A 20,109-nucleotide genomic window follows, 5' to 3' on the forward strand; every position below is an offset into this window, starting at 1 on the left:
CGCGGCGGACGCAACGGCATGTTCGATTTCGGATTCTGGGAACTGGTCGTGGTGGGCCTGGTGGCGCTCCTGGTGGTGGGCCCGGAGCGCCTGCCGCGTCTCGCCCGTGAGGTGGGCCGCTGGGTGGGCAAGATCAAGCAGTTCGTCACCAGCGTGCGTTCGGATATCGAACAGGAGATCAAGGCCGACGAACTCCGGCGCATGCTGGAGGACCAGGAGAAGGAGATCCATCGCCTCAAGACCATGATGGAGGACACGGAACAGGACCTGCGCCGGGAGGTCCACCAGGCGCAGGACAAGGCGGAATCCGCGGCCCGCGAGGCCGGTGCGCGCAGCGGGGAACACACGTCCCCCGGCGAAACGCCAGCGAAGGCCCGAGATGACTGAACCCAGCGACACCCCGGAAAAGGAAGCCAGCGACGGCGGCGGCAGCCTGCTGTCCCATCTGGTGGAACTGCGCACCCGCCTGCTCAAGGGGGTGCTGGCCGTGCTCGTGATCTTCCTGGCCCTGTTCCCCTTCGCCAACGACATCTACACCTTCCTGGCCGGTCCCCTGATGGTGCACCTGCCGGAGGGCACCAGCATGATCGCCATCGAGGTGGCGGCACCGTTCCTCATCCCCTTCAAGCTGGTGCTCATGCTGGCCATCGTCATCGCGGTGCCCTTCCTGCTCTACCAGGCCTGGGCCTTCATCGCCCCGGGCCTGTACCGCCACGAGAAGCGCCTGGCCATGCCGCTGCTGATCTCCAGCACCCTGCTGTTCTATCTGGGCATGGCCTTCGCCTATTACGTGGTCTTCCCCCTGATCTTCGCCTTCTTCACCTCGTCGGCCCCGGCGGGGGTGTCGGTGATGACGGACATCTCCCGTTATCTCGACTTCGTCATCCTGCTGTTTCTGGCCTTCGGCATCGCCTTTGAGGTGCCCATCGCCACCATCCTGCTGGTGGCCATGGGGATCACCACCCCGAAGCAGCTGGCCGCCAAGCGCCCCTATGTCATCGTGGGGGTGTTCGTGGTGGGGATGATCCTCACCCCCCCGGACATCATCTCCCAGACCCTGCTGGCCCTGCCCATGTGGCTGCTGTTCGAGATCGGCATCATCCTGGCCCGCATGCTGGTGCGGCAGCGGGAAAAGGAAAAATCAGAGGGCGGCGGGGATGAAACCCATCGTCCCCTTTCCGGGTCCGAACTGGATGAGGAGCTGGACCGGGCCGAGGCCGAGGAACGCCGCAACACCCAGAGACAGGACACCTGAATGACGCAGCCGTCCATGAACCCCCCCCGCCGCCCCACGCTGCTGATCATCATGGATGGCGTGGGCGTCAATCCGGGCAAGCTGAACAACGCCTACCACGACGCCGCCACGCCGCGGCTGGATGCCTGCCTCTCCCGCCACACCCATACCCTCATCGAGGCCTCCGGGCGGGCGGTGGGGCTGCCGGACGGGCAGATGGGCAACTCCGAGGTGGGCCACCTCACCCTGGGCTGCGGCAGCATCATCCGCCAGGATCTGGTGCGCATCGACGATGCCATCGCCGATGGCGCCCTGGAGGACAACGCCGCCCTGAAAGACGCCCTGGACGCGGCCCGTGAGGCGGGAAGGCCGCTGCACCTGGTGGGGCTGGTCTCCGATGGCGGGGTGCACAGCCACACCCGGCACCTGCACGCCCTGGTGCGCCTGTGCGCCCGGAAAGGGGTCAAGCCGGTGGTGCACATGATCACCGACGGCCGCGACACCGCCCCCAAGTCCGCCCCCCGCTACCTACCGGAACTGGAGTCCCTGCTCAAAGCGGCGGGCGGCGGCATCGCCACCGTCAGCGGCCGCTACTACGCCATGGACCGGGACCGGCGCTGGGAGCGCACGCAACTGGCCTTCGACGCCCTGGTGCACGGCCAGGGGGAGAAGGCCGGCAGCGCCGCTGCGGCCATCGAGGCGGCCTACCAGGCGGGGGAGACCGACGAGTTCATCCGCCCGCGGGTGGTGGACCGCCACGGCCTCATCCGCTCCGGCGATCCGGTGCTGTTCTTCAACTTCCGCAACGACCGGCCGCGGCAGCTCACCGCCGCCCTGAGCCAGGCGGACTTCGATGCCTTCGACCGGGGCGGGTTCGAGCCCGTGACCGTCACCTGCCTGACCCTCTACGACGAGCGCTTCGGTCTGCCCGTGGCCTTCCCGCCGGAGCGCCCGCAGATGACCCTGGCGCGGCTGCTCAGCGACCGGGGCCTGGGGCAGTTCCACTGCGCCGAGACGGAGAAGTACGCCCACGTCACCTTCTTCTTCAACGGCGGGCGGGAGGAGCCGTTCCCCGGCGAGGACCACGTCATGATCCCCTCGCCCAAGGTGGCCACCTACGACCTGCAGCCGGAGATGAGCGCGCCGCAGGTGGCGGATGCGGTCATCGAGGCCATGGGCAGCGGCAAATACGCCTTCATCCTGGTGAACTTCGCCAATGGCGACATGGTGGGCCACACCGCCGTGTACGAGGCGGTGGTGGCCGCCGTGGAGGCGGTGGACACCCAGGTGGGCCGGCTGCTGGACGCGGCCGAGGAGACGGGCTATTCGGTGGTGCTCACCGCCGATCACGGCAACTGCGAGGAACTCATCGATCCGGCCACCGGTGAGCCCCAGACCCAGCACAGCACCTACCCGGTGTCCTGCACCGTCATCGACCGTTCCCAGTGGCGCCTGCGCACCGGCGGCGGGCTCAGCGACATCGCCCCCACGGTGCTGCAACTCATGGGCCTGGAGCAGCCCGAGGAGATGACCGGACGCACGCTGCTGCTGGAGGAGATCCCACCAGCGGGGGACGGGGAGGGGGCCTGATCCGCCCTGTCCGCAGGGGGGTCAGGACAGGGCGGTCCTGCAATAGAAGTACACCAGGTCCTCGCCGTTCTCCCCCAGGGGGCGGCCCAGGCTGAGGTAGCCCGAACCCTGCAGCACCGCCTCCCCGGCATGCACCCGCCGCACCTCGCCGCCGGGACCCTGCACGAAGGTCCCGTTCAGGCTCTGATCCAGCAGCACGAACTGGCCGTCCCGGTGGACGATGAGGGCATGCTCCCGGGAGATGTGCCCCTGGGGGATCACCAGGTCGCAGCTGCGGCGCCGCCCCATGAGAAAGGGTTCCCGCCGCTGTGCGGGTACGTGGATCACGGCGTCCCGGTGATGCAGCAGCAGGCTGTCCCCGCCGCCGGCGTGCGGGGGCGGTGCGGGGGTATCCGATACCCCGGGGGCCGGGACGCCGCTGCCGCGCCGGTCCACCAGCCGCCGGCGGTTCTGGGTCACCCACTCCCCGTGCCGGTCCCGGAACGGGTATACCGGCCGGCCGCGGTAGCGGCGTCGTTCCCCCCTGCGTCTGGTGTCCATGGGTCGCCCCTCCGGGCCTGGCGTCAACCGGAGCCGGAGTATAGCCCATGCCCTTGGCGCGGACCCATGGCCGGCCCGGCTTGCCATCGCCCCCGCCCGTGTTAGCATCTGCCCAAGACCCCTCGTATTCCATGGTCAACCCCATGCCCATCCCCCTGCGGTCCCCCCATGCCGGCCTTGCGGCCCTGGTGCGCGAACCCGCCCGGGCCGCCCCCTGGGCGACGGCCCTGCTGGTGATCGCCCTTGGGGTCTCCCTGGCGCAGCTCACCTGGCGCATCCCGGCCCCCCTGGCGGGTATCCCCGTGGCGGTCCCTGCGGCGGTGGACGTCCCCCCGGTGGCGCCGGGGGGCGGGGAGGAGGCCAGCCTGGAGACGGTGGCGGGGCTGCACCTCTTCGGCCGCGCCCCCCGGGAGGCAACGGCGCGGGCGGTGCCGGTGGAGGCCCCCGAGACCCGCCTGCGCCTGGAGCTCAAGGGGGTGGTGGCCCTGGAGACCAGCGACGGGGGCGTCGCCCTCATCGCCGGGGAGGGGGAGGACGAACGCCATTACCGGGTGGGGAACGACCTCCCCGGCGGGGCCACCCTGGAGCAGATCCTGCCGGACCGGGTGATCCTCTCCCGGGACGGCCGCTTCGAGATGCTGCGCCTGCCCCGGGAGCGGCTGGAGGCGCGTGCGGTGACCCCGATCCCCGGGGCGGGGGATACCGGTCTGGCCTCGGCCCTGGCCCAGCGCCGGGAGGCCTGGTTGCGGGAGCCGCGCCGCTTCTTGGAAGTGGTGCGGGTGCGCCCGGTGATGTCCGGCGGGCGCCTCAAGGGCTTTGCCGTCTCGCCCCGGCGGGAGGCGGCGCTGTTTCGCCGCGCGGGTCTGGAACCGGGGGACGTGGTCACCGCGGTCAACGGCCGGGACCTGACCTCCGTGGGCGACCCCCGGGCGGTGATGGAGGCGCTCGCCTCGGCCAACGCCATCACCTTGCAGGTGGAGCGGGATGGCCGCAGCCGCACCCTGACCCTGCCTCTGGGCCCATGACGGGTCCCGGGCCCGCCCGTGCCGGGGCGATAACCCATACACACCGCAGGATCGGAGGACAGTGGTGATCTTCAACGCATGGCTCGACCGGAAACGGGGCGCCCCCTGGCGCGCCGCCCTGCTGCTCCTGCTCCTGCTCCCCTGGTCGGCACCCACCGCCCCGGCGCAGGAGGGGGGCGGACGGGCCACCCTGAACTTCAACGACGTGGATATCCAGGCGGTGATCCACTACGTCGCCGAGGAGACCGGCGTCAACTTCATCGTCGATCCCCGGGTACGGGGCAAGGTCACCCTGGTGTCCGGGCGGCCCGTGGGGCAGGACGAGCTCTACGATATCTTTCTCTCCGTGCTGCGGGTGCACGGCTTTGCCGCCGTGGAGACGGACGGCGTGGTGAAGCTGATCCCCGACGCCCTGGCCAAGCAGGCGGAGGTGTCCATTCCGGGGCCGGGGGAGGGCGTGCGCAGCGGGGCGTTCGTCACCCGCGTGGTGGCGGTGGAACACGTGGATGCGGCCCAGCTGGTGCCCATCCTGCGCCCCCTGGTGCCCCAGAGCGGCCATCTGGCCGCCGCCAGTGAGTCCAATGCCCTGGTGATCGCCGACACCGCGGCCAATGTGGAGCGCCTGGTGCAGATCGTGCGCCGGGTGGACCGACCCATGACCCCGGGCATGGAGGTGATCCCCCTGGAGCATGCCGCCGCCAGCGAGGTGGCGGCCATCGTCGGCGACCTGGAGGCGGCCGAGGGGAGTGGCCGTGCCGCCGCCCGGCTGCGGGCCATGGCCGACAGCCGCACCAACAGCGTCCTGTTGTCGGGCCCCCAGGAGCAGCGTATGGCCGCCCGTGCCCTCATCTCCCACCTGGACGTGCCCGTGGATGGCGGCCATATCCAGGTGATCTATCTGCGCTATGCCGAGGCCGGGGACGTGGCCGAGGTGCTGGAGGGCCTGTCGGGTGCCTTCGAAGACCAGGAAGGCGGTTCCGAGGCCCCGGAGATCCACGTCCAGGCCCACGAGAGCACCAATGCCCTGGTGGTCAGTGCCCCGCCGGAGCTCATGGGTGAGTTGCGCTCCGTGGTGCGGCGGCTGGACGTGCGCCGCGCCCAGGTGTTGGTGGAGGCGGTCATCGCCGAGGTGTCCGACGAGCGGGCGCGGGAGCTGGGGGTGCAGTGGGGGGTCGGTTCCGAACGGGACGGCGTGGGTATCATCGACTTCGGCCGCGCCACCCCCGGCCTGTCGGAACTGGGCATGGCGGCGGAGACGGGCGACTGGTCCGGGGTGGAGCTGGGGGACGGGCTCACCCTGGGGGGCATCGGCCGTTCCGGGCGGGTGCACATCGCCGCCCTGATCCGGGCCCTGTCCGGTGACTCCGCCAGCAACATCCTCTCCACCCCCAGCCTGCTCACCATGGACAACGAGGAGGCGGAGATCGTGGTGGGGCAGAACGTCCCCTTCCGCACGGGCCGCGCCATCGAGGAGTCGGGCCAGGCCTTCGATACCATCCAGCGCCAGGATGTGGGGGTGAAGCTCACCGTGCGCCCGCAGATCAACGAGGGTAACGCCGTGAAGCTGGAGATCGAGCAGGAGGTCTCGCAACTGGCCGCCGGGGCCTCCGGTTCGGGCCAGGATGCGGCGGACCTGATCACCAACAAGCGCAGCCTGCGCACCACCGTGCTGGTGGACGACGGCCAGATGGTGGTGCTGGGCGGGCTCATCGACGATGTCCTCATCCAGACCCGCGACCAGGTGCCGGGGCTGGGCTCCATCCCCGGCCTGGGCCGGCTGTTCCGCTACGACACCGTCCGCAAGGAGAAGCGCAATCTCATGGTGTTCCTCAAGCCCGTGATCGTGCGCGACCGGGCCACCCAGACGGCCCTCACCGCAGGCAAGTACGACTATATCCGCGCCCGCCAGATGGCCTCCCGCGGGCGCGGGGCCCTGATGCTGCCGGAGGACGCCGTGCCGGTGCTGCCGCAATGGGAGGCACTCCTGCACCTGCCGCCCCCCTTCGAGGCGGACCCCTCCGCAGGGGAGGGAGGACTGCGGGTGCTGCCGCCGCCGGTGACGCCATGAATGCACCCCGCCCCCTGGAGGCCGTTGCCCACGCCGCCGGGGACCGCGAGGCCGCCGAGACCGTGGACGCCCGCGGTATCGGCTTTGGCTTCGCCCGGCGCCACGGCGTGGTGGTGCTGGAGGACGAGGGCGACGGCCAGGCGGTGCATGTGGTCTGTCGCGAGGATGTGCACCCCCTGAGCCTGGCGGAACTGCGCCGCTACCTGGGCCGGCCCCTGCACCTGGAGCCGGTGTCCGCCGAGCGCTTCGAGGCGGTGCTCCAGGCCCGCTACGAGCGCAGCGCCAACGACGCCATGCAGCTCATGGAGGGGATCGGCGGTGACGAGGACCTGGACAGCGTCGCCCAGAGCCTGGGGGAACCGGAGGACCTGCTGGAGACAGAAGACGACGCCCCCATCATCCGGCTCATCAACGCCCTGCTCACCGAGGCGGTGAAGGAGAACGCCTCGGACATCCACATCGAGCCCTTCGAGCGCCGTCTCACCGTGCGCTTTCGCGTGGACGGGGTGCTGCGGGAGGTGCTGGAGCCGCCGCGGGTGCTGGCGCCGCTGATCACCTCCCGCATCAAGGTCATGGCGCGCCTGGACATCGCCGAGAAGCGCCTGCCCCAGGACGGGCGCATCCCCCTGAAGATCGCCGGCCGGGCGGTGGACGTGCGCGTCTCCACCCTGCCCTGCGGCCACGGCGAGCGGGTGGTGCTGCGCCTGCTGGACAAGCAGGCGGGACGCCTGGATCTGACCCACCTGGGCATGGACGACATCACCCTTAAGGCCATGGAGCGGGTCATCGCCCGGCCCCACGGCATCGTCCTGGTCACCGGTCCCACCGGCTCGGGCAAGACCACCACCCTCTACGCCGCCCTGAGCCGGCTCAACGACCGCAAGCGCAACATCCTCACGGTGGAGGACCCCATCGAGTACGACCTGGACGGCATCGGCCAGACCCAGATCAACAGCAAGGTGGACATGACCTTCGCCCGGGGGCTGCGGGCCATCCTGCGCCAGGACCCGGACGTGGTCATGGTGGGGGAGATCCGCGACGTGGACACCGTGCATATCGCCGTGCAGGCCAGCCTCACCGGGCACCTGGTCTTCTCCACCCTGCACACCAACACCGCCGTGGGGGCCATCACCCGCCTGCGGGACATGGGGGTGGAACCCTTCCTGCTCTCCTCCACCCTGGCGGGGCTGCTGGCCCAGCGCCTGGTGCGGGTGCTCTGCCCCCACTGCCGCCGCCCGGACCGGGCCACGGAGGCGGAACGCCGCCTCCTGGGCCTGCCGCCGGGGGAGGATCCCACCCTGTACCGCGCCACCGGCTGCCCCGAGTGCAACCACCTGGGCTACCGCGGCCGCACCGGCCTCTACGAACTGGTGGAGGTGGACGACACCCTGCGCTGCCTCATCCACGACGGCGCCGGGGAACAGGCCCTGGAGCGCCATGCCCGCCGCCACACCCCCAGCATCCGCCAGGACGGGCTGCGCCGCATCCTGGCGGGGGAGACCACCGTGGAGGAGGTGCTGCGGGTGACCAAGGAGGACCTTGGCTGAGCCATGCCCGCCTTCGAGTACACCGCCCTGCGCCCCGACGGCCGCCAGGCCCGGGGGGTCCTGGAGGGGGACAGCCCGCGCCAGGTGCGCCAGCAGCTGCGGGAATCGGGTCTTACCCCCCTGGCCGTGGAGGCGGTGCAGCAACGGGAAGGCCGGCGCCCGCGCCTGCCGGGCCTGGCCCGGGGCGCGAGCCCCATGGACCTGGCCCTGCTCACGCGCCAGCTGGCCACCCTGGTGCGCTCCGGTCTGCCCCTGGAGGAGGCCTTGGGCACCGTGGCGCGGCAGACGGAGAAGGCCCGCATCCGCGGCATGCTCGTGGCGGTGCGCACCCGGGTCATGGAGGGCCACACCCTGGCCCGGGGCCTGGGGGATTTCCCCCATGTCTTCCCGGACATCTACCGCACCACGGTGGATGCGGGTGAACGCTCCGGCCATCTGGACGCCGTCCTGGATCGCCTGGCGGATTACACCGAAAACCGCCAGCAGATGCGCCAGAAGATCCAGCTGGCCCTGTTCTATCCCGCCGTGCTCACCGCCATGGCCCTGCTGGTGACCCTGGCCCTGCTCACCTACGTGGTGCCGGAGGTGGTGCAGGTGTTCGAGGGCATCGGCCAGGAACTGCCCTGGCTCACCCGTGCCCTCATCGCCGTGAGCGACGGCCTGCGGGCCTGGGGGCCGTATCTCCTGGGGCTCGGGATCCTGGTGGGCCTGGCCCTGCGCTGGCTGCTGCGCCGGGAGGGCCCGCAGCGGGCCTGGCATGCCCTGGTGCTGCGCCTGCCCCTGGTGGGCCGCCTCAACCGGGGGGTGAACACCGCCCGGTTCGCCCGTACCCTGTCCATCCTCTCCGCCAGCGGCGTGGATGTCCTGGAGGCCCTGCGCATCGGCTCCGGGGTCATCGCCAACCGCCCCATGCGCGAGGCGGTGGACGCCGTGGCCCGCCGCGTGCGCGAGGGCTCGGGCATCGGTGCCGCCCTGGAACGCACCGGCCAGTTCCCCCCCATGACGGTGCACCTGATCCGCAGCGGCGAGGCCAGCGGCGACCTGGATCGCATGCTGGAACGGGCGGCGCTGAACCAGGAGCGGGAGCTGGAGGCCCGCATCGCCCTGCTCATGGGGATCCTGGAGCCGGTGATGATCCTGGTGATGGGCCTGGTGGTGCTGTTGATCGTGCTGGCCATCCTCCTGCCCATCTTCGAACTGAACCAGCTGGTGGCATGATGGGGACCGGGCCGGCCGTGGCGAGGCTCCGGGGCCCTGCGGCGGGACGCCGTGCATCCCTCCCTGCGGGCTTGCGTGCCGCTTCCCTGCGGCGCACACCTGGGGCCTTGGCCATCGGTGGCGAGCCTCCGGGTCCGGGGGGCCCTGCGGCGGGACGCCGTGCATCCCTCCCTGCGGGCTTGCGTGCCGCTTCCCTGCGGCGCACACCTGGGGCCTTGGCCATCGGTGGCGAGCCTCCGGGTCCGGGGGGCCCTGCGGCGGGACGCCGTGTATACCTCCCTGTAGGCTTGCGCGCCGCTTCCCTGCGGCGCACACCCGCCTCCGGGCCCCCCGGCCCCGGAGGCTCAAGAGACACCGGTCGTCCCAAGGGGACGGCTCCATGCCTTCAATCTATCTAAGGAGTACGCACACATGACCGTCCAAAGGCGTTTTCAGCACGGCTTCACCCTCATCGAGGTGATGGTGGTGGTGGTGATCCTGGGCATCCTCGCCGCCATCGTCGTCCCCCGGGTCATGGACCGGCCCGATGATGCCCGCATCACCAAGGCCCGCAGCGATATCCGCGCCCTGGAGAGCGCCCTCAACCTCTATAAGCTGGATAACTACGACTACCCCACCACGGACCAGGGCCTCGATGCCCTGGTGGAGCGCCCCGACGGCCGTCCCGAGCCCCGCAACTGGCGCGAGGGCGGCTACATCGACCGCATCCCCCAGGACCCCTGGGGCCACGACTACCAGTACCTGCAGCCCGGTTCCCGTGGGGACTTCGACCTCTACAGCCTGGGGGCCGACGGCCGCCCCGGCGGCGAGGGGGTCAACGCCGATATCGGCAACTGGGAGGACTGACCCGGCGTGCCCGCCGTCCGCCGCCCAGGCTGCCCGTGCCGGGGGTTCACCCTCCTGGAGCTGATGGTGGTGCTGGTGATCGTCGCCACCCTGGCGGGGTTCGCCGTCCTCGCCGTGGGGGACGGCGGGCGCGGGCGCATGGTGGAGGAGGCGGTGCGCAGCCTGGAGGCGCGCATGACCCTGGCCCGGGACGAGGCCATCCTCCTGGGACGGGAGACCGCCGTGGGCTTTCACCAGGCGGGCTACATCTTCCTGCACCGGGTGATGGTGGATGATCGCACCCTGGAATGGCGCCCGCTGCAGGAGGACCGCCTGCTCCGCCCCCGCCATCTGGGGGACCTGGGCCTGGAACTGGAGCTTCGCGTGGAGGGCCTGCCGGTGGCCCTGGAGCGGGACCCGGAACACCCCGATGCCCATATCGTTCTGGGCAGCGACGGCATGATGACCCCCTTCCAGCTCCGGGTTCTGGACAGTCAGGGACGGGACGCCCTGTATATCCTTCGCGGCCGCGCCGACGGCCGGTTGCGCATCCAGCGTCCGGGAGAGGCCCCTTGAGGGGTGTTGCCCGCCATCCACGGCAGCGGGGCTTCACCCTGCTGGAGGTGCTGGTGGCCGTGGCCGTGCTGGCGGTGGCCCTGGGGGCCGCCGTCAAGGTGGGCAGCGAGAACGCCCGCAACGCCGCCTACCTGCGCGACCGCACCCATGCCCACTGGGTGGCCCAGAACGTCCTCGCCCGCTACCGCGCCGGCCTGGAGGACGCCACCCCCGGCACCCGGGAAGGCGCCGCATTCATGGCCGGGCGGGAATGGTACTGGCGGGCCCGCATCCAGCCCCGGGAACTGGACGTGGCCGGCCACACCCTCGGCCCGGTGCCCCGGGTGGAGGTGACGGTGCGCGACCGGGACGACCCGGATGCCAGACCCCTGGCCCGGAGCATCACCTACCTGACGCCATGACCCATATGCGTCGTGTTGCCATGGAAATCTTCTTGGGATAGTTTTTTCATGAAACCATCCGGCGACGTAGAGGGCCCCGATGGAAGCAACTGGAAAGGCCGTCGAACGGCGGGCTGTGCTGACCAAGGCGGTGCTGCGCGCCGCCGATTGTCTTGGCCTGAACCGTTCGGAATTGGCAGGTATCATCGGCTTGAGTCCGTCCACCCTCAGCGGCATGGATGCTGGCGAGTATCTCCTGGATGAAAACAGCAAGCATTGGGAACTGGCTGCCCTGCTGGTACGGCTGTACCGGGGTCTCGATGCCATTATGGCGGGGGACGAACACGCGTTGCGGGCCTGGATGCAACATCCCAACGATGATCTGCACGATGTCCCGGCGAAACTCGTCGGCAACGTCTCGGGCCTGACGCATGTCGTTGCCTATGTGGACGCACACCGAGCTCGCATCTGAGGCCCGACCTGCCGCTGGAGAAGCCTGGCGCGTGGTGGAACATCAGTACACGGCCTCCACGCGTAAGGTGGTGGATACCCAGGAGGAGCAGGACCTGCTGGAAGAAATCCTCGAGGAGACCAAACCGGCGTATCCCCCCGAGGCTGCAGGGTTGCACTATCTCCTCAAGACCCCGTTCCGTTATCCGCCCTCTCCCTTCGGTTCCCGTTTTCGCCGGCCCCAGGAAGGCTGTGGGGTATTCTATTGTGCCGAGACCCTCCGCACCGCATTGGCAGAGTTCAGTTACTGGCGGCGGCGTTTTATCCAGGCCTCCACCGGAACCCCACTCCCCAGGACTCAGGAATGCCTCACGGCCTTCACCATCACCTATCAGGCACAGCGGCAATTGGATCTGACACGCCCCCCTCTGGATGCCGATCGCGCCCTCTGGACCCATCCATTTGACTACAGCGCCACTCAGACGCTCGCCCGGGAGGCCAGGCGGGGTGGCATAGACGCCATACGCTATGCCTCGGTTCGTGACTTGGATCAAGGGATCAACTTGGCCCTGCTCGACCCGGCGGTGTTCGACTGTACAGAGCCTGTGAGACAGCAGACGTGGTATCTCTATCTTGGGAGTACCGAAAGTAACTGTATCCGTGCCGGGCGGGCCGAGGCATTCACCTTTCCGGTACCGCAGGGTTGAGTCCCATCCCCCTATCCCGCCGCCACCAGGGCTTCACCCTGCTGGAACTGGTGGTCACCCTGGCCCTGTTCGCCCTGGTCTCGGTCATGGCCTATGGCGGCCTGCGCACCGTACTGGAGACCCGACAACTCACCGACGCGGCGGCCCACCGCCTGGCCCGCCTGCAGATGGCCGTCACCCTCCTGGGGCGGGACCTGGAACAGCTGGCCCAACGCCCGGTGCGCGATGCCTACGGCGACCCCGTGCCGCCCCTACGCTACAGCGCCCTGCGCGAGCCGCCGCGTCTGGAACTGGTCCGCGCCGGGGCCCCCGGGGGCGAGGGCCGCAGCCGCCTGCGGCGCGTGGCCTGGGAGCGGGAGGACGACAGCCTCTACCGCCTGCAGTGGTCCATCCTGGACGGCGGCGGTGACACCCCGGCCATGCGCATGCCCGTGCTGGCGCCCGAAGACGATCTGGTCCTGCGGGAGTGGAGCGTGCGCTTTTACCACCGGGACGCCACCGGCGAGACTGCCGCCCTGGACTACTGGCCCCCGGCGGGCACGGATCCCGCCCGCGCCGAGCCGCCCCTGGCGGTGGAGGTGATCCTGGACATCGAAGGGGTGGGGCGCATCACGCGCCTCTTCCCCGTATCCTGAAGCGGCCATGATGCTGCACCGTCCTCCCCCGGCCCGATCCGCCCCGCCGCCGCGCCAGCGGGGCGTGGCCCTGATCACCGCCCTGCTGGTGGTGGCCCTGGCCACCATCGCCGCCGTGGCCATGACCAGCCGCCAGCACATGGACATCCGCCGCACCACCGCCGTCCTCACCCACGACCAGGCCCACCAGCTCTCCCTGGCGGCCGAGGCCTACGCCCTGCGCCTCCTGGGCGGCGGCGAGGACCGGGAGTTGCCCTGGGAAGGCTGTCTCTCGCCCCCCATCCCCGCCACCCTGGAAGGGGCCGAGATCACCGTCTGGCTGGAGGACCTGCACTGCCGCTTCAACCTCAACGCCCTGGGGGGTGAAGACGAGGCCCGGCACGCGGCCTTCGTGCGCCTGCTGGAGGAGGTCCTGCAGGAGGACCCGGAGGCGGATCTGGACCCGGAGGGCCTGGCCCGCGCCGTGGGCGACTGGCTGGACCCGGAGACGGATGACCCCGACTACCGCGCCATGGACCCGCCCCGTCTGTGCGCCAATCGACCCATGCTCAGCCCCAGCGAACTGCGCCTGGTCCGGGGCGTGGACAACGCCGCCTGGCGGGCCCTGGCCCCCTACGTCACGGCCCTGCCCGAGGCCGACACCCCCCTGCGCCTGGAACACGCCCCCGAGCCCGTGCGCAACGCCCTGGCCGAACTCGTCCAGGGCGACAGCGAAGGGGAGGCCCCGCCCGCCCGCTACTACCGCCTCCAGGTGCGCACCGAGATCGCCGACCACCGATTCTTCCTCTGCAGTGTCCTGGACACCCAGGCCCAGGAGGTGCTCCTGCGGGAGCAGGCGGCGTGTGGGCCGTAATTGAGGTGTGCCCCCGCCTTGCATCCCCCCCGGGGGGTGCACCATGATCGGAACACGAGCTGAAGAAAATGCCAGGATATTTTGATTCACGGTCCGTTTGACCCATGACCAAGCCCCACCCCAACCCCCACGACACCCTGTTCAAGGCCCTGCTGGAGGACCCCGGACGGGCCGCGATGCTGCTGCGGGAGAGCCTTCCGGCGGCGCTCACCGAGCGGATGGTGGAAGAGCCCGTACCAGTGGAGGGCTCCTTCGTGGACGAGGCCCTGCGGGACAGCCACAGCGACCGCCTGTTCCAGGTCCGGCTCCGGGATGGCCGCACGGCCTTTGTGTACACCCTGATCGAACACAAATCCTGGGTGGACCCGGGCCTGCCCCTGCAGCTGATGGGCTACCGGCACCGCATCTGGACCCGTCACGCCCAGGGCCATCCCGATCGCCTGCGGCATCTCCCGCCGATCATCACCCTGGTGGTCTACCACGGCGCCCGGGCCTGGGACGTACCCACGACCCTGACGGAGTGCATCGATGCCGACGAGGGGCTTTTGGCGTTGCAACGGGACGGCCGCTACGAGGTCAAAGACCTGACGGCGGCGCGGCCGGACTACGCGGCCCTTTCCACGCATCCCTTGTTGCGCGCGGGACTGGCCGCCCTGGCCTGGGCCTATGTGGAAGGGCTCAAGCCCGAGGCCCTGGCCCAATTGCTGCGGGACCTGCCCGACGACCACCCGCTGACGCTGCAGATCTTGCGCTACATCGTGCGGGTACACACAATGACCGAAGACGATTTCAAGCAGGGTATGGCCCTGGCCAAACCCCACCTGACGGAGGCGATGACCATGTCACTGGCGCAGGAATGGATGGAACGCGGCGAGGCCAAGGGGGTCGAGAAAGGCATCCAGCAAGGTGTTCAGCAAGGCGAGGCCCAGACCCTGCTGCGGCTTCTGGAACGCAAGTTCGGCCCCGAGGCCCGCGCTCGCTACCAGCCACGGGTTGAAGGGGCTGCCCCGGCCGAGCTGGACCAATGGATCGACCGCATCCTGAGCGCCGAACGGGTGGAGCAGATCTTTGATGGGGATGCCCCCCTGCAGTAGGGCAGTGTACCGGGTACACCTGGTACTCCCTTGCAAAGCAACTCTCCAGCCCGTATGAAGCCCTGTTCCAATCGGTGTTGATCACCCAAAGGATGAGGCTGGGATGATCCCGCCATTGCCGCCTTGCATCCCCCCGGGGGCTGCACCAAGATAAGGCCGATCCTCAGGAGCGCGCCTTGCATCCCCTTCATCCCCTGCTCAGACCCAGCGACGACCCACACCTGTGGGAGGCCGTACTGCCCGATGGGCAGGGCAGGCCAGTACGTCATGGGCCCGCGGCCCTGGAGGATCTGGCGCGGCATCTGACGGGCCGGGAGTGCTCGGTTCTCGTCCCCGGCGAGCGGGTGTTGCTCACCCGGGCGCAACTGCCCACCCGCAATCCCCGGGCCATCCGCCGTGCCCTGCCGTATGCCCTGGAGGAGCAACTGGCCCAGGACGTGGAGGACCTGCACTTCGTGCCCGGTGCCCGCCAGGCGGACGGTGCCCTGCCGGTGGCCGTGGTGGCCCGGGCCGATATGGAGGCCTGGACCCAGGCCCTGCGGGCCGCCCATCTGCAGGTCAGGGCCATGGTCCCGGAGACCGCCCTGTTGCCCGCGCCGGAGTCGGGCTGGGGCCTGTGGCTGGAGGGGGAAACGGCCTGGCTGGCCATGGGGGAGGGTGCGGGAATGGCCCTGGACCGGGAGCAGGCGGCCTTCTGGGTGCGCCGGCAGTGGCAACAGACCCCGGAGGCGGAACGCCCGGAGCGCATCACCCTGCACCGCATCGATGACCCCCGGGAGGCGGATCAGGCCCTGCAGGGGCTGGCGGATCCGCCGGGGCTGGAACTGCACTGGCAGGAGGACGCCCCGGGGCTCATGGAGACCCTGGCCGCCCGCTGGCCGGCCCGTCCACCCCTGGACCTGCTTACCGGGCCTTATGACCTTCGCCGGGGCCGGGGTGGCGGCTGGCGCCCCTGGCGGGCGGCCGCCGGGCTGCTGCTGGCGGTGGTGCTGGTGCAGCTGGCGTCGCAGTTGTGGGTACTGCAGGCCCTGGAGGGGGAGCGCGCCCGCCTGGAGGGGGAGATCCGCCAGGTCTATGGCGAGGCCTTTCCCGGCGGGCGCATCGTCGACCCCCGGCGGCAGATGGAGTCGGCCCTGCGGCAGCTGGAGCAGGGGGATGGCGGGGCGCGGGGCGACGGCCTGGCCGCCCTCCTGGGCCGGGCCGGTCCCGTGCTGGCCGGGGCCGACGGGCTGAGCCTGCGCAGCCTGCGCTACCAGCCCGGCCGTCTGGACCTGGATCTGGACCTGGCGGACCTGCAGACCCTGGACCGCCTCAAGGCGCGCCTGGAGGCGGAGTCGGATCGCCCCGTGGTGATCCGCTCCGCCAGCGCCCGGGAGGACCGGGTAGAGGCCCGCATCCTCATCGGAGGGGCGGGATGATCCGCACCTGGTGGAATGGATTGGCCCCCCGGGAGCGGCGCGTGCTGCGCCTCGGTGGCGTCGCCCTGGCCCTGATCCTGCTCTGGTGGGGCCTGTGGCTGCCCCTGACGGAGCGGGTGGCGCGGTCGCAGCAGACCGTGGCGGAGCTGCGGGCCGATCTGGCCTGGATGCAGGCGGCGGCCCGGGCGGTGCGGGCCGGCCGCGGGCAGGACGAGGCCCCGCCGGCGGATCGGGGAGAGCGCTCCCTGTTGGGGCGGGTGGACGCCACCGCGCGGGAGGCGGGCCTGGCGGGGCACCTGCGCCGCGTGCAGCCGGACGGGGAGGGCACGGTGCGGGTGTGGCTGGACGACGCCCCCTTCAACGCCATCCTGCAATGGCTGGATCCCCTGCAGCGACGCCACGGGGTGCGGGTCGGCAGTCTGGTGGTGGACCGCCAGGCGCGGGAGGGACGGGTGAACGCCCGTATCGTCCTGGAGGGGCCGGGGGCATGAAGGGTCTTGCAAGCAGGCGGGCCCGGGGCCGTTCCGTGTCCGCGGACACCCCCCGGCACCGCCTGCCCATGGCAGGGTTGATCCTGCTGGGGGTGGGCGCCTATCTGCTGGCCCTGGTGGTCCTGCTGCCCGCCCCCCTGGCCCATGACTGGGTGCGGGAACGAGGCTGGTTGCCCCAGGGCCTGTACCTGGACGGAGTGACGGGTGGCCTCTGGTCGGGACGGGCGCAGGAGGTCCGATGGCAGGATCTGGCGTTACAGGGGGTGACCTGGCGGGTACGTCCAGGGGACCTGCTGCGCGGCGCCCTGGGGGTGGAGGCCGGTTTCTCCACGCCCGCCCCCGGCGGCAGCGCCCGTCTCCGCCTGCACCCCGGGGGGGTCGAGATCCGGGACCTGCGCCTGGATATCCCCGCTGCCCCGGTGGCCGAGGCCCTGGTGGACTGGCCGTTGGTGGCCCGGGGCCGGATCGTGGCGGATCTCCCGGGCCTTTCCCTGGATCGCCATGGCCGATTCCATGACGTGTCGGGCACGATCGCCTGGCTCGGGGCCGCCTCCGGCTACCCCGAGGCCCTTCCCCTGGGGGATCTGCACGCCCGCCTGGGGGACGAGGACGGCGCCCTCACCGCCGACGCCCGGGACCGGGGCGGTCCCCTGTTCCTGCAGGCCGCCGCCCGCCTGGAGCCCGACGGGCGCTACCGCCTGCGTGCCCGCCTGGGCACCCGCCCCCAGGCCGAGGAGGCACTGGACGACGCCCTCGCCCTCATCGGCCGCCCCGACGGCGACGGCCGCATCCCCCTGAACCTGGACGGGCGCCTCTGAGTCCAGTCGGGCGTCCGGCACCATACCCCGGCTCTTTCCCCATGATGACCCGCAGCTTGTCTTCGGCCCATCCGCCTCAGGGGGACGGGCCGCCACCGACAGGCCCCATGCCCCCTGGAAATCCCCCGGTGGCAGGGGCGTGCGGGCTCAGGCCCCGTCCCGCTGTCGGTGGGCGGGATCGATCCAGGGGTCATCGTCCGCCCCTAGGCCTTCCTCCCGGCGGCGTTCCAGTTCCCGGGGGGCTTCCCCGGGGGCCTTGAGGCGCACGTAGAGGCTGGCGAAGATGAGCAGGAAGTTGATGGTCCCCACCAGCACGAAGGGGGCCCGCGGGTCCACCGCGTCGAACAGGCGCCCGCCGATGAGGACGATGAGCAGGATGCCCAGGGCGCCGCTGATATTAAAGGCCGCCAGCACCGAGCCCCGCTTGGGCTTGGGCGCCTCCTGTCCCACCAGGGACTGCCCTCCCAAAAAGACACTCATCTGGCCGATGCCCAGCAGGATGAAGAAGGGCACGGCGGCCCAGCCCCCCAGGGGGTTGTCCAGGAAGATCACCGACAGGTTGCCCAGGGCCGCCAGGGCCATGCACACCCCCAGGGCCGTGACCCGGTTGAGGCGGTCCATCATGGGGCCGAGGAAGGGGGCCGCCACCAGGGCCGCCACTTGGGTGATGACGAACATCAGTGTCGCCTGTTTCACCGCATCGGCGGTGGTCAGTTCCGCCCCCACCCCCACGGTGGTGCCCCAGAGCACGATGAAGGTGGCGTTGATGGACTGATCCCCCCGGGCGATGAAGGCCGCGCCGTAGGAGAGCAGGATGCGGGGGTTCTTGCCCTGGGCGAAGCCGGAGAACAGCAGCTCCCGCACCCGGGGCTGGGGCTCCCGGCTGGGGGGTACGCCGGGTTTGAGGCCAAAACCCACCACCAGGGCCGAGATCACCGCCAGGGCCGCCACCAGCAGGTGGGTGTAGAGCCCGGCGTCGGTGCCGCTCATCCCCATGCCGGTGAACAGCTCGGGGAAGGCACCGAAGCCCTGGCCGATGAAGACGATGCCCAGGCCGTTGAGCATGCCGATGAGGGCCACCAGCTTGCCGCGGGAGCGCTCCGCCGGGTAGTCCGCCAGCACCGTGGACAGGGCCCCGGCGATGGCCACCACCCCCAGGGCATAGATGGTGCGGTAGACGAACAGGTCGTCCGCCGAGCTGGCCAGGGGATAGAGCACATAGGTGGCGGCGATGAGCATGAAACCGGCCACGTACACCGGCCTTCGCCCGATGCGGTCGATGAGGATCCCCGCCGGGATGAACAGCAACAGCGCCACCACCTCGGTCCAGAAGACCAGATCCCCGCTCAGCCGGCCCTGCTGGTCCGTGGGGATGTTCAGGTGCTCGTTGAGGATATAGGTCTGGCCGATGGTGATGAACACGATCAGGCCGATGGAAATGAATCCCGCGTAGAGGAAGGTCCAGCCGTGCAGGGGCCGGATCCCGGGGGCCAGGTGGATGGGGCCGATGCGGTGGTTCGACGGGGCATGCTCGCGGGGGGCGTCGGTCATGGGGCCTGGATTTCCCTGTGTCTGCGAGGGGATGAAGATACAGGGCGCGCGCCCTCGGCGCCAAGGGTTGGGGGCGGGGTTCAGCCGAGGGGATACCTCCACGTCGGTTCCCGTCGGCATGTTCGGGCATTGATGGAGATTCTGGCGGCCGGTCCTGCTCGGGGATTGCTTTCGGATCGGATGCTGCTGATCTTCTCGGGGTGGTATCCCTTCCCCATGGGAAAGGTCCCAACAAACAGGCTATGCTGCCCTTTCCTCATTCGAGGCCGTCGTTTCTATGATCTGCAAAACCTTTCTCAAAGAGCGTTTCCGATATACCGCGTTTGCGGTCTTCCCCATGGGGATATGGATGATGTCCGGCTGTGCCACCGCGCCCTCGGCCCCGGAGTCCGTGCCGGAGGGGCCGGATCTGCAGGCGGCGGTGGCGGCCTCTGATTGCGCCGGGGCGCGGGCGGCGGTGGCGCGCCTGGAAGGGGCGGGCACGAGCGCGGCGGTGCTGGAGGGGCGGCTGCAGGCGGCCTATGCCTGTCTCCATGCCGGGCATCCCGAGGCGGCCTTCGAGGAGAGCCGGCGTTTCCTGCAGGCCGCGCCGCGCCACACCCACGCCGATTACGCCCGCTACCTGGCGGCCGTGGCCCGCTTTAGGCAGTGGGAGGCCCTGCACGCCGGGGAGGACCCGCCGCAGCCGGACCGGGACAGCACCGCCGCGCGGGGGGCCTTCGTGTTGTTCCGGGATCTGGTGCGGGGTTATCCGGATTCCCCCTACCGGGAGGAGGCGGTGCCCTACCTGATGCGGTTGCGCCAGGGGCTGGCGGCGGCGGAACTGCGGGCCGCCCGGGCGGCCGCGGACCCGGAGGAGGCCCTGGCGCGGGCGCAGTATGTGGAGAAGCACTACGGCGATACCCCGCAGGCCCAGGAGGCCCTGGCACTTCGTGCAGAGATCCATGAGGCCCGGGGGGAGGAGGCGCGGGCCCGGGCGCTGCGCCGGCGCATGGACCGGCTGCCCGCCGATGCCATGGGGGAGGCGGGCGAGGACGACGCTACGGAGGCCCCCATCCCCCTGCCGTGAATCCCGGCCTTGAGCGCGGG

The 20,109-nt window shown here is 70.7% G+C and carries 21 protein-coding genes; 19 read left to right on the plus strand and 2 right to left on the minus strand.

All coding sequences use genetic code 11. The features are described 5' to 3' along the window. Positions 1–18: 18 nt before the first annotated feature. The 3 genes from tatB to gpmI are packed head-to-tail and all read left to right on the plus strand — an operon-like array spanning position 19 to position 2,824. Positions 19–387 carry a Sec-independent protein translocase protein TatB gene (tatB, locus tag BM214_RS06570; protein WP_090484736.1) on the plus strand — a complete coding sequence of 123 codons (369 nt, stop codon included), beginning with the start codon at positions 19–21 and terminating at the stop codon, positions 385–387. Next, positions 380–1,255: a twin-arginine translocase subunit TatC gene (tatC, locus tag BM214_RS06575; RefSeq protein ID WP_090484738.1), complete on the plus strand. Its 876-nt coding sequence runs from the start codon at positions 380–382 to the stop codon at positions 1,253–1,255. Before tatB ends, tatC begins: the two co-directional genes overlap by 8 nt. Before the next feature lie 15 nt (positions 1,256–1,270). Then, positions 1,271–2,824: a 2,3-bisphosphoglycerate-independent phosphoglycerate mutase gene (gene gpmI / locus BM214_RS06580; protein WP_244887874.1), complete on the plus strand. Its 1,554-nt coding sequence runs from the start codon at positions 1,271–1,273 to the stop codon at positions 2,822–2,824. 21 nt (positions 2,825–2,845) lie between these two features. Here gpmI and BM214_RS06585 read toward each other — a convergent pair whose 3' ends face one another. Beyond that, positions 2,846–3,364, minus strand: a complete 519-nt coding sequence (locus BM214_RS06585) for an FHA domain-containing protein (RefSeq protein WP_090484742.1) — start codon at positions 3,362–3,364, stop codon at positions 2,846–2,848. A 143-nt stretch (positions 3,365–3,507) separates the two neighbouring features. On the opposite strand from BM214_RS06585, the gene gspC reads away from it, so the two are divergent. The 15 genes from gspC (at position 3,508) to BM214_RS06660 (ending at position 17,469) form a co-directional block, all read left to right on the plus strand. After that, entirely contained in the window at positions 3,508–4,389 is an 882-nt protein-coding gene (gene gspC / locus BM214_RS06590; RefSeq protein ID WP_177217604.1) for a type II secretion system protein GspC, read from the plus strand. Positions 4,390–4,453: 64 nt separating this feature from the next. Next, the gene (locus BM214_RS06595) at positions 4,454–6,457 is read left to right on the plus strand and encodes a type II secretion system protein D (protein ID WP_244887875.1); all 2,004 of its coding nucleotides are present in this window, start codon (positions 4,454–4,456) and stop codon (positions 6,455–6,457) included. Then, positions 6,454–8,004, plus strand: coding sequence for a type II secretion system ATPase GspE (gspE, locus tag BM214_RS06600; RefSeq protein ID WP_090484746.1), 1,551 nt, complete (start codon positions 6,454–6,456; stop codon positions 8,002–8,004). The genes BM214_RS06595 and gspE overlap by 4 nt, the downstream gene beginning before the upstream one ends. A 3-nt stretch (positions 8,005–8,007) precedes the next feature. After that, complete coding sequence (gene gspF / locus BM214_RS06605) at positions 8,008–9,222, plus strand: type II secretion system inner membrane protein GspF (protein WP_090484748.1); 1,215 nt, start codon at positions 8,008–8,010, stop codon at positions 9,220–9,222. 411 nt (positions 9,223–9,633) lie between these two features. Beyond that, positions 9,634–10,068, plus strand: coding sequence for a type II secretion system major pseudopilin GspG (gene gspG / locus BM214_RS06610; RefSeq protein ID WP_090484750.1), 435 nt, complete (start codon positions 9,634–9,636; stop codon positions 10,066–10,068). 6 nt (positions 10,069–10,074) lie between these two features. Beyond that, the gene (gspH, locus tag BM214_RS06615) at positions 10,075–10,623 is read left to right on the plus strand and encodes a type II secretion system minor pseudopilin GspH (RefSeq protein WP_244887876.1); all 549 of its coding nucleotides are present in this window, start codon (positions 10,075–10,077) and stop codon (positions 10,621–10,623) included. Further along, a complete protein-coding gene (gene gspI, locus BM214_RS06620; protein ID WP_090484755.1) occupies positions 10,620–11,024 on the plus strand; it encodes a type II secretion system minor pseudopilin GspI in 405 nt (134 codons plus the stop codon). Before gspH ends, gspI begins: the two co-directional genes overlap by 4 nt. 79 nt (positions 11,025–11,103) lie before the next feature. Next, positions 11,104–11,475, plus strand: coding sequence for an antitoxin Xre-like helix-turn-helix domain-containing protein (locus BM214_RS06625; protein WP_090484757.1), 372 nt, complete (start codon positions 11,104–11,106; stop codon positions 11,473–11,475). Between the two features lie 31 nt (positions 11,476–11,506). Continuing rightward, positions 11,507–12,160, plus strand: coding sequence for an RES family NAD+ phosphorylase (locus tag BM214_RS06630; RefSeq protein WP_090484759.1), 654 nt, complete (start codon positions 11,507–11,509; stop codon positions 12,158–12,160). Next, a complete protein-coding gene (gene gspJ, locus BM214_RS06635) occupies positions 12,157–12,795 on the plus strand; it encodes a type II secretion system minor pseudopilin GspJ (protein ID WP_177217605.1) in 639 nt (212 codons plus the stop codon). Before BM214_RS06630 ends, gspJ begins: the two co-directional genes overlap by 4 nt. A 7-nt stretch (positions 12,796–12,802) precedes the next feature. Beyond that, a complete protein-coding gene (gene gspK / locus BM214_RS06640; RefSeq protein ID WP_244887877.1) occupies positions 12,803–13,648 on the plus strand; it encodes a type II secretion system minor pseudopilin GspK in 846 nt (281 codons plus the stop codon). 104 nt (positions 13,649–13,752) lie between these two features. Continuing rightward, entirely contained in the window at positions 13,753–14,742 is a 990-nt protein-coding gene (locus BM214_RS06645) for an Rpn family recombination-promoting nuclease/putative transposase (protein ID WP_090484761.1), read from the plus strand. A gap of 176 nt (positions 14,743–14,918) precedes the next feature. Then, positions 14,919–16,160: a type II secretion system protein GspL gene (gene gspL / locus BM214_RS06650; RefSeq protein ID WP_177217606.1), complete on the plus strand. Its 1,242-nt coding sequence runs from the start codon at positions 14,919–14,921 to the stop codon at positions 16,158–16,160. Beyond that, positions 16,157–16,651 carry a type II secretion system protein GspM gene (gspM, locus tag BM214_RS06655; protein WP_244887883.1) on the plus strand — a complete coding sequence of 165 codons (495 nt, stop codon included), beginning with the start codon at positions 16,157–16,159 and terminating at the stop codon, positions 16,649–16,651. Before gspL ends, gspM begins: the two co-directional genes overlap by 4 nt. 35 nt (positions 16,652–16,686) lie before the next feature. Further along, positions 16,687–17,469, plus strand: a complete 783-nt coding sequence (locus tag BM214_RS06660) for a type II secretion system protein N (RefSeq protein ID WP_177217607.1) — start codon at positions 16,687–16,689, stop codon at positions 17,467–17,469. Positions 17,470–17,616: 147 nt separating this feature from the next. On the opposite strand, the gene BM214_RS06665 is transcribed toward BM214_RS06660, so the two are convergent. Beyond that, the gene (locus BM214_RS06665; protein ID WP_090484767.1) at positions 17,617–19,020 is read right to left on the minus strand and encodes an MFS transporter; all 1,404 of its coding nucleotides are present in this window, start codon (positions 19,018–19,020) and stop codon (positions 17,617–17,619) included. A 337-nt stretch (positions 19,021–19,357) separates the two neighbouring features. On the opposite strand from BM214_RS06665, the gene bamD reads away from it, so the two are divergent. Beyond that, the gene (gene bamD, locus BM214_RS06670) at positions 19,358–20,089 is read left to right on the plus strand and encodes an outer membrane protein assembly factor BamD (protein ID WP_280521886.1); all 732 of its coding nucleotides are present in this window, start codon (positions 19,358–19,360) and stop codon (positions 20,087–20,089) included. The last annotated feature ends 20 nt before the right edge of the window (positions 20,090–20,109 follow it).

Origin of the sequence: Ectothiorhodospira mobilis, from assembly GCF_900114895.1 — a bacterium.
Taxonomy (GTDB): domain Bacteria; phylum Pseudomonadota; class Gammaproteobacteria; order Ectothiorhodospirales; family Ectothiorhodospiraceae; genus Ectothiorhodospira; species Ectothiorhodospira mobilis_A.

What these genes read in the sequence shown, in the direction of transcription:
- tatB (WP_090484736.1), top strand. Translation starts at nt 19, where the DNA reads ATGTTCGATTTCGGATTCTGGGAACTGGTCGTGGTGGGCCTGGTGGCG.
- tatC (WP_090484738.1), top strand. Translation starts at nt 380, where the DNA reads ATGACTGAACCCAGCGACACCCCGGAAAAGGAAGCCAGCGACGGCGGC.
- gpmI (WP_244887874.1), top strand. Translation starts at nt 1,271, where the DNA reads ATGAACCCCCCCCGCCGCCCCACGCTGCTGATCATCATGGATGGCGTG.
- BM214_RS06585 (WP_090484742.1), bottom strand. Translation starts at nt 3,364, where the DNA reads ATGGACACCAGACGCAGGGGGGAACGACGCCGCTACCGCGGCCGGCCG.
- gspC (WP_177217604.1), top strand. Translation starts at nt 3,508, where the DNA reads ATGCCCATCCCCCTGCGGTCCCCCCATGCCGGCCTTGCGGCCCTGGTG.
- gspE (WP_090484746.1), top strand. Translation starts at nt 6,454, where the DNA reads ATGAATGCACCCCGCCCCCTGGAGGCCGTTGCCCACGCCGCCGGGGAC.
- gspF (WP_090484748.1), top strand. Translation starts at nt 8,008, where the DNA reads ATGCCCGCCTTCGAGTACACCGCCCTGCGCCCCGACGGCCGCCAGGCC.
- gspG (WP_090484750.1), top strand. Translation starts at nt 9,634, where the DNA reads ATGACCGTCCAAAGGCGTTTTCAGCACGGCTTCACCCTCATCGAGGTG.
- BM214_RS06625 (WP_090484757.1), top strand. Translation starts at nt 11,104, where the DNA reads ATGGAAGCAACTGGAAAGGCCGTCGAACGGCGGGCTGTGCTGACCAAG.
- gspK (WP_244887877.1), top strand. Translation starts at nt 12,803, where the DNA reads ATGATGCTGCACCGTCCTCCCCCGGCCCGATCCGCCCCGCCGCCGCGC.
- BM214_RS06645 (WP_090484761.1), top strand. Translation starts at nt 13,753, where the DNA reads ATGACCAAGCCCCACCCCAACCCCCACGACACCCTGTTCAAGGCCCTG.
- gspM (WP_244887883.1), top strand. Translation starts at nt 16,157, where the DNA reads ATGATCCGCACCTGGTGGAATGGATTGGCCCCCCGGGAGCGGCGCGTG.
- BM214_RS06665 (WP_090484767.1), bottom strand. Translation starts at nt 19,020, where the DNA reads ATGACCGACGCCCCCCGCGAGCATGCCCCGTCGAACCACCGCATCGGC.
- bamD (WP_280521886.1), top strand. Translation starts at nt 19,358, where the DNA reads ATGGGGATATGGATGATGTCCGGCTGTGCCACCGCGCCCTCGGCCCCG.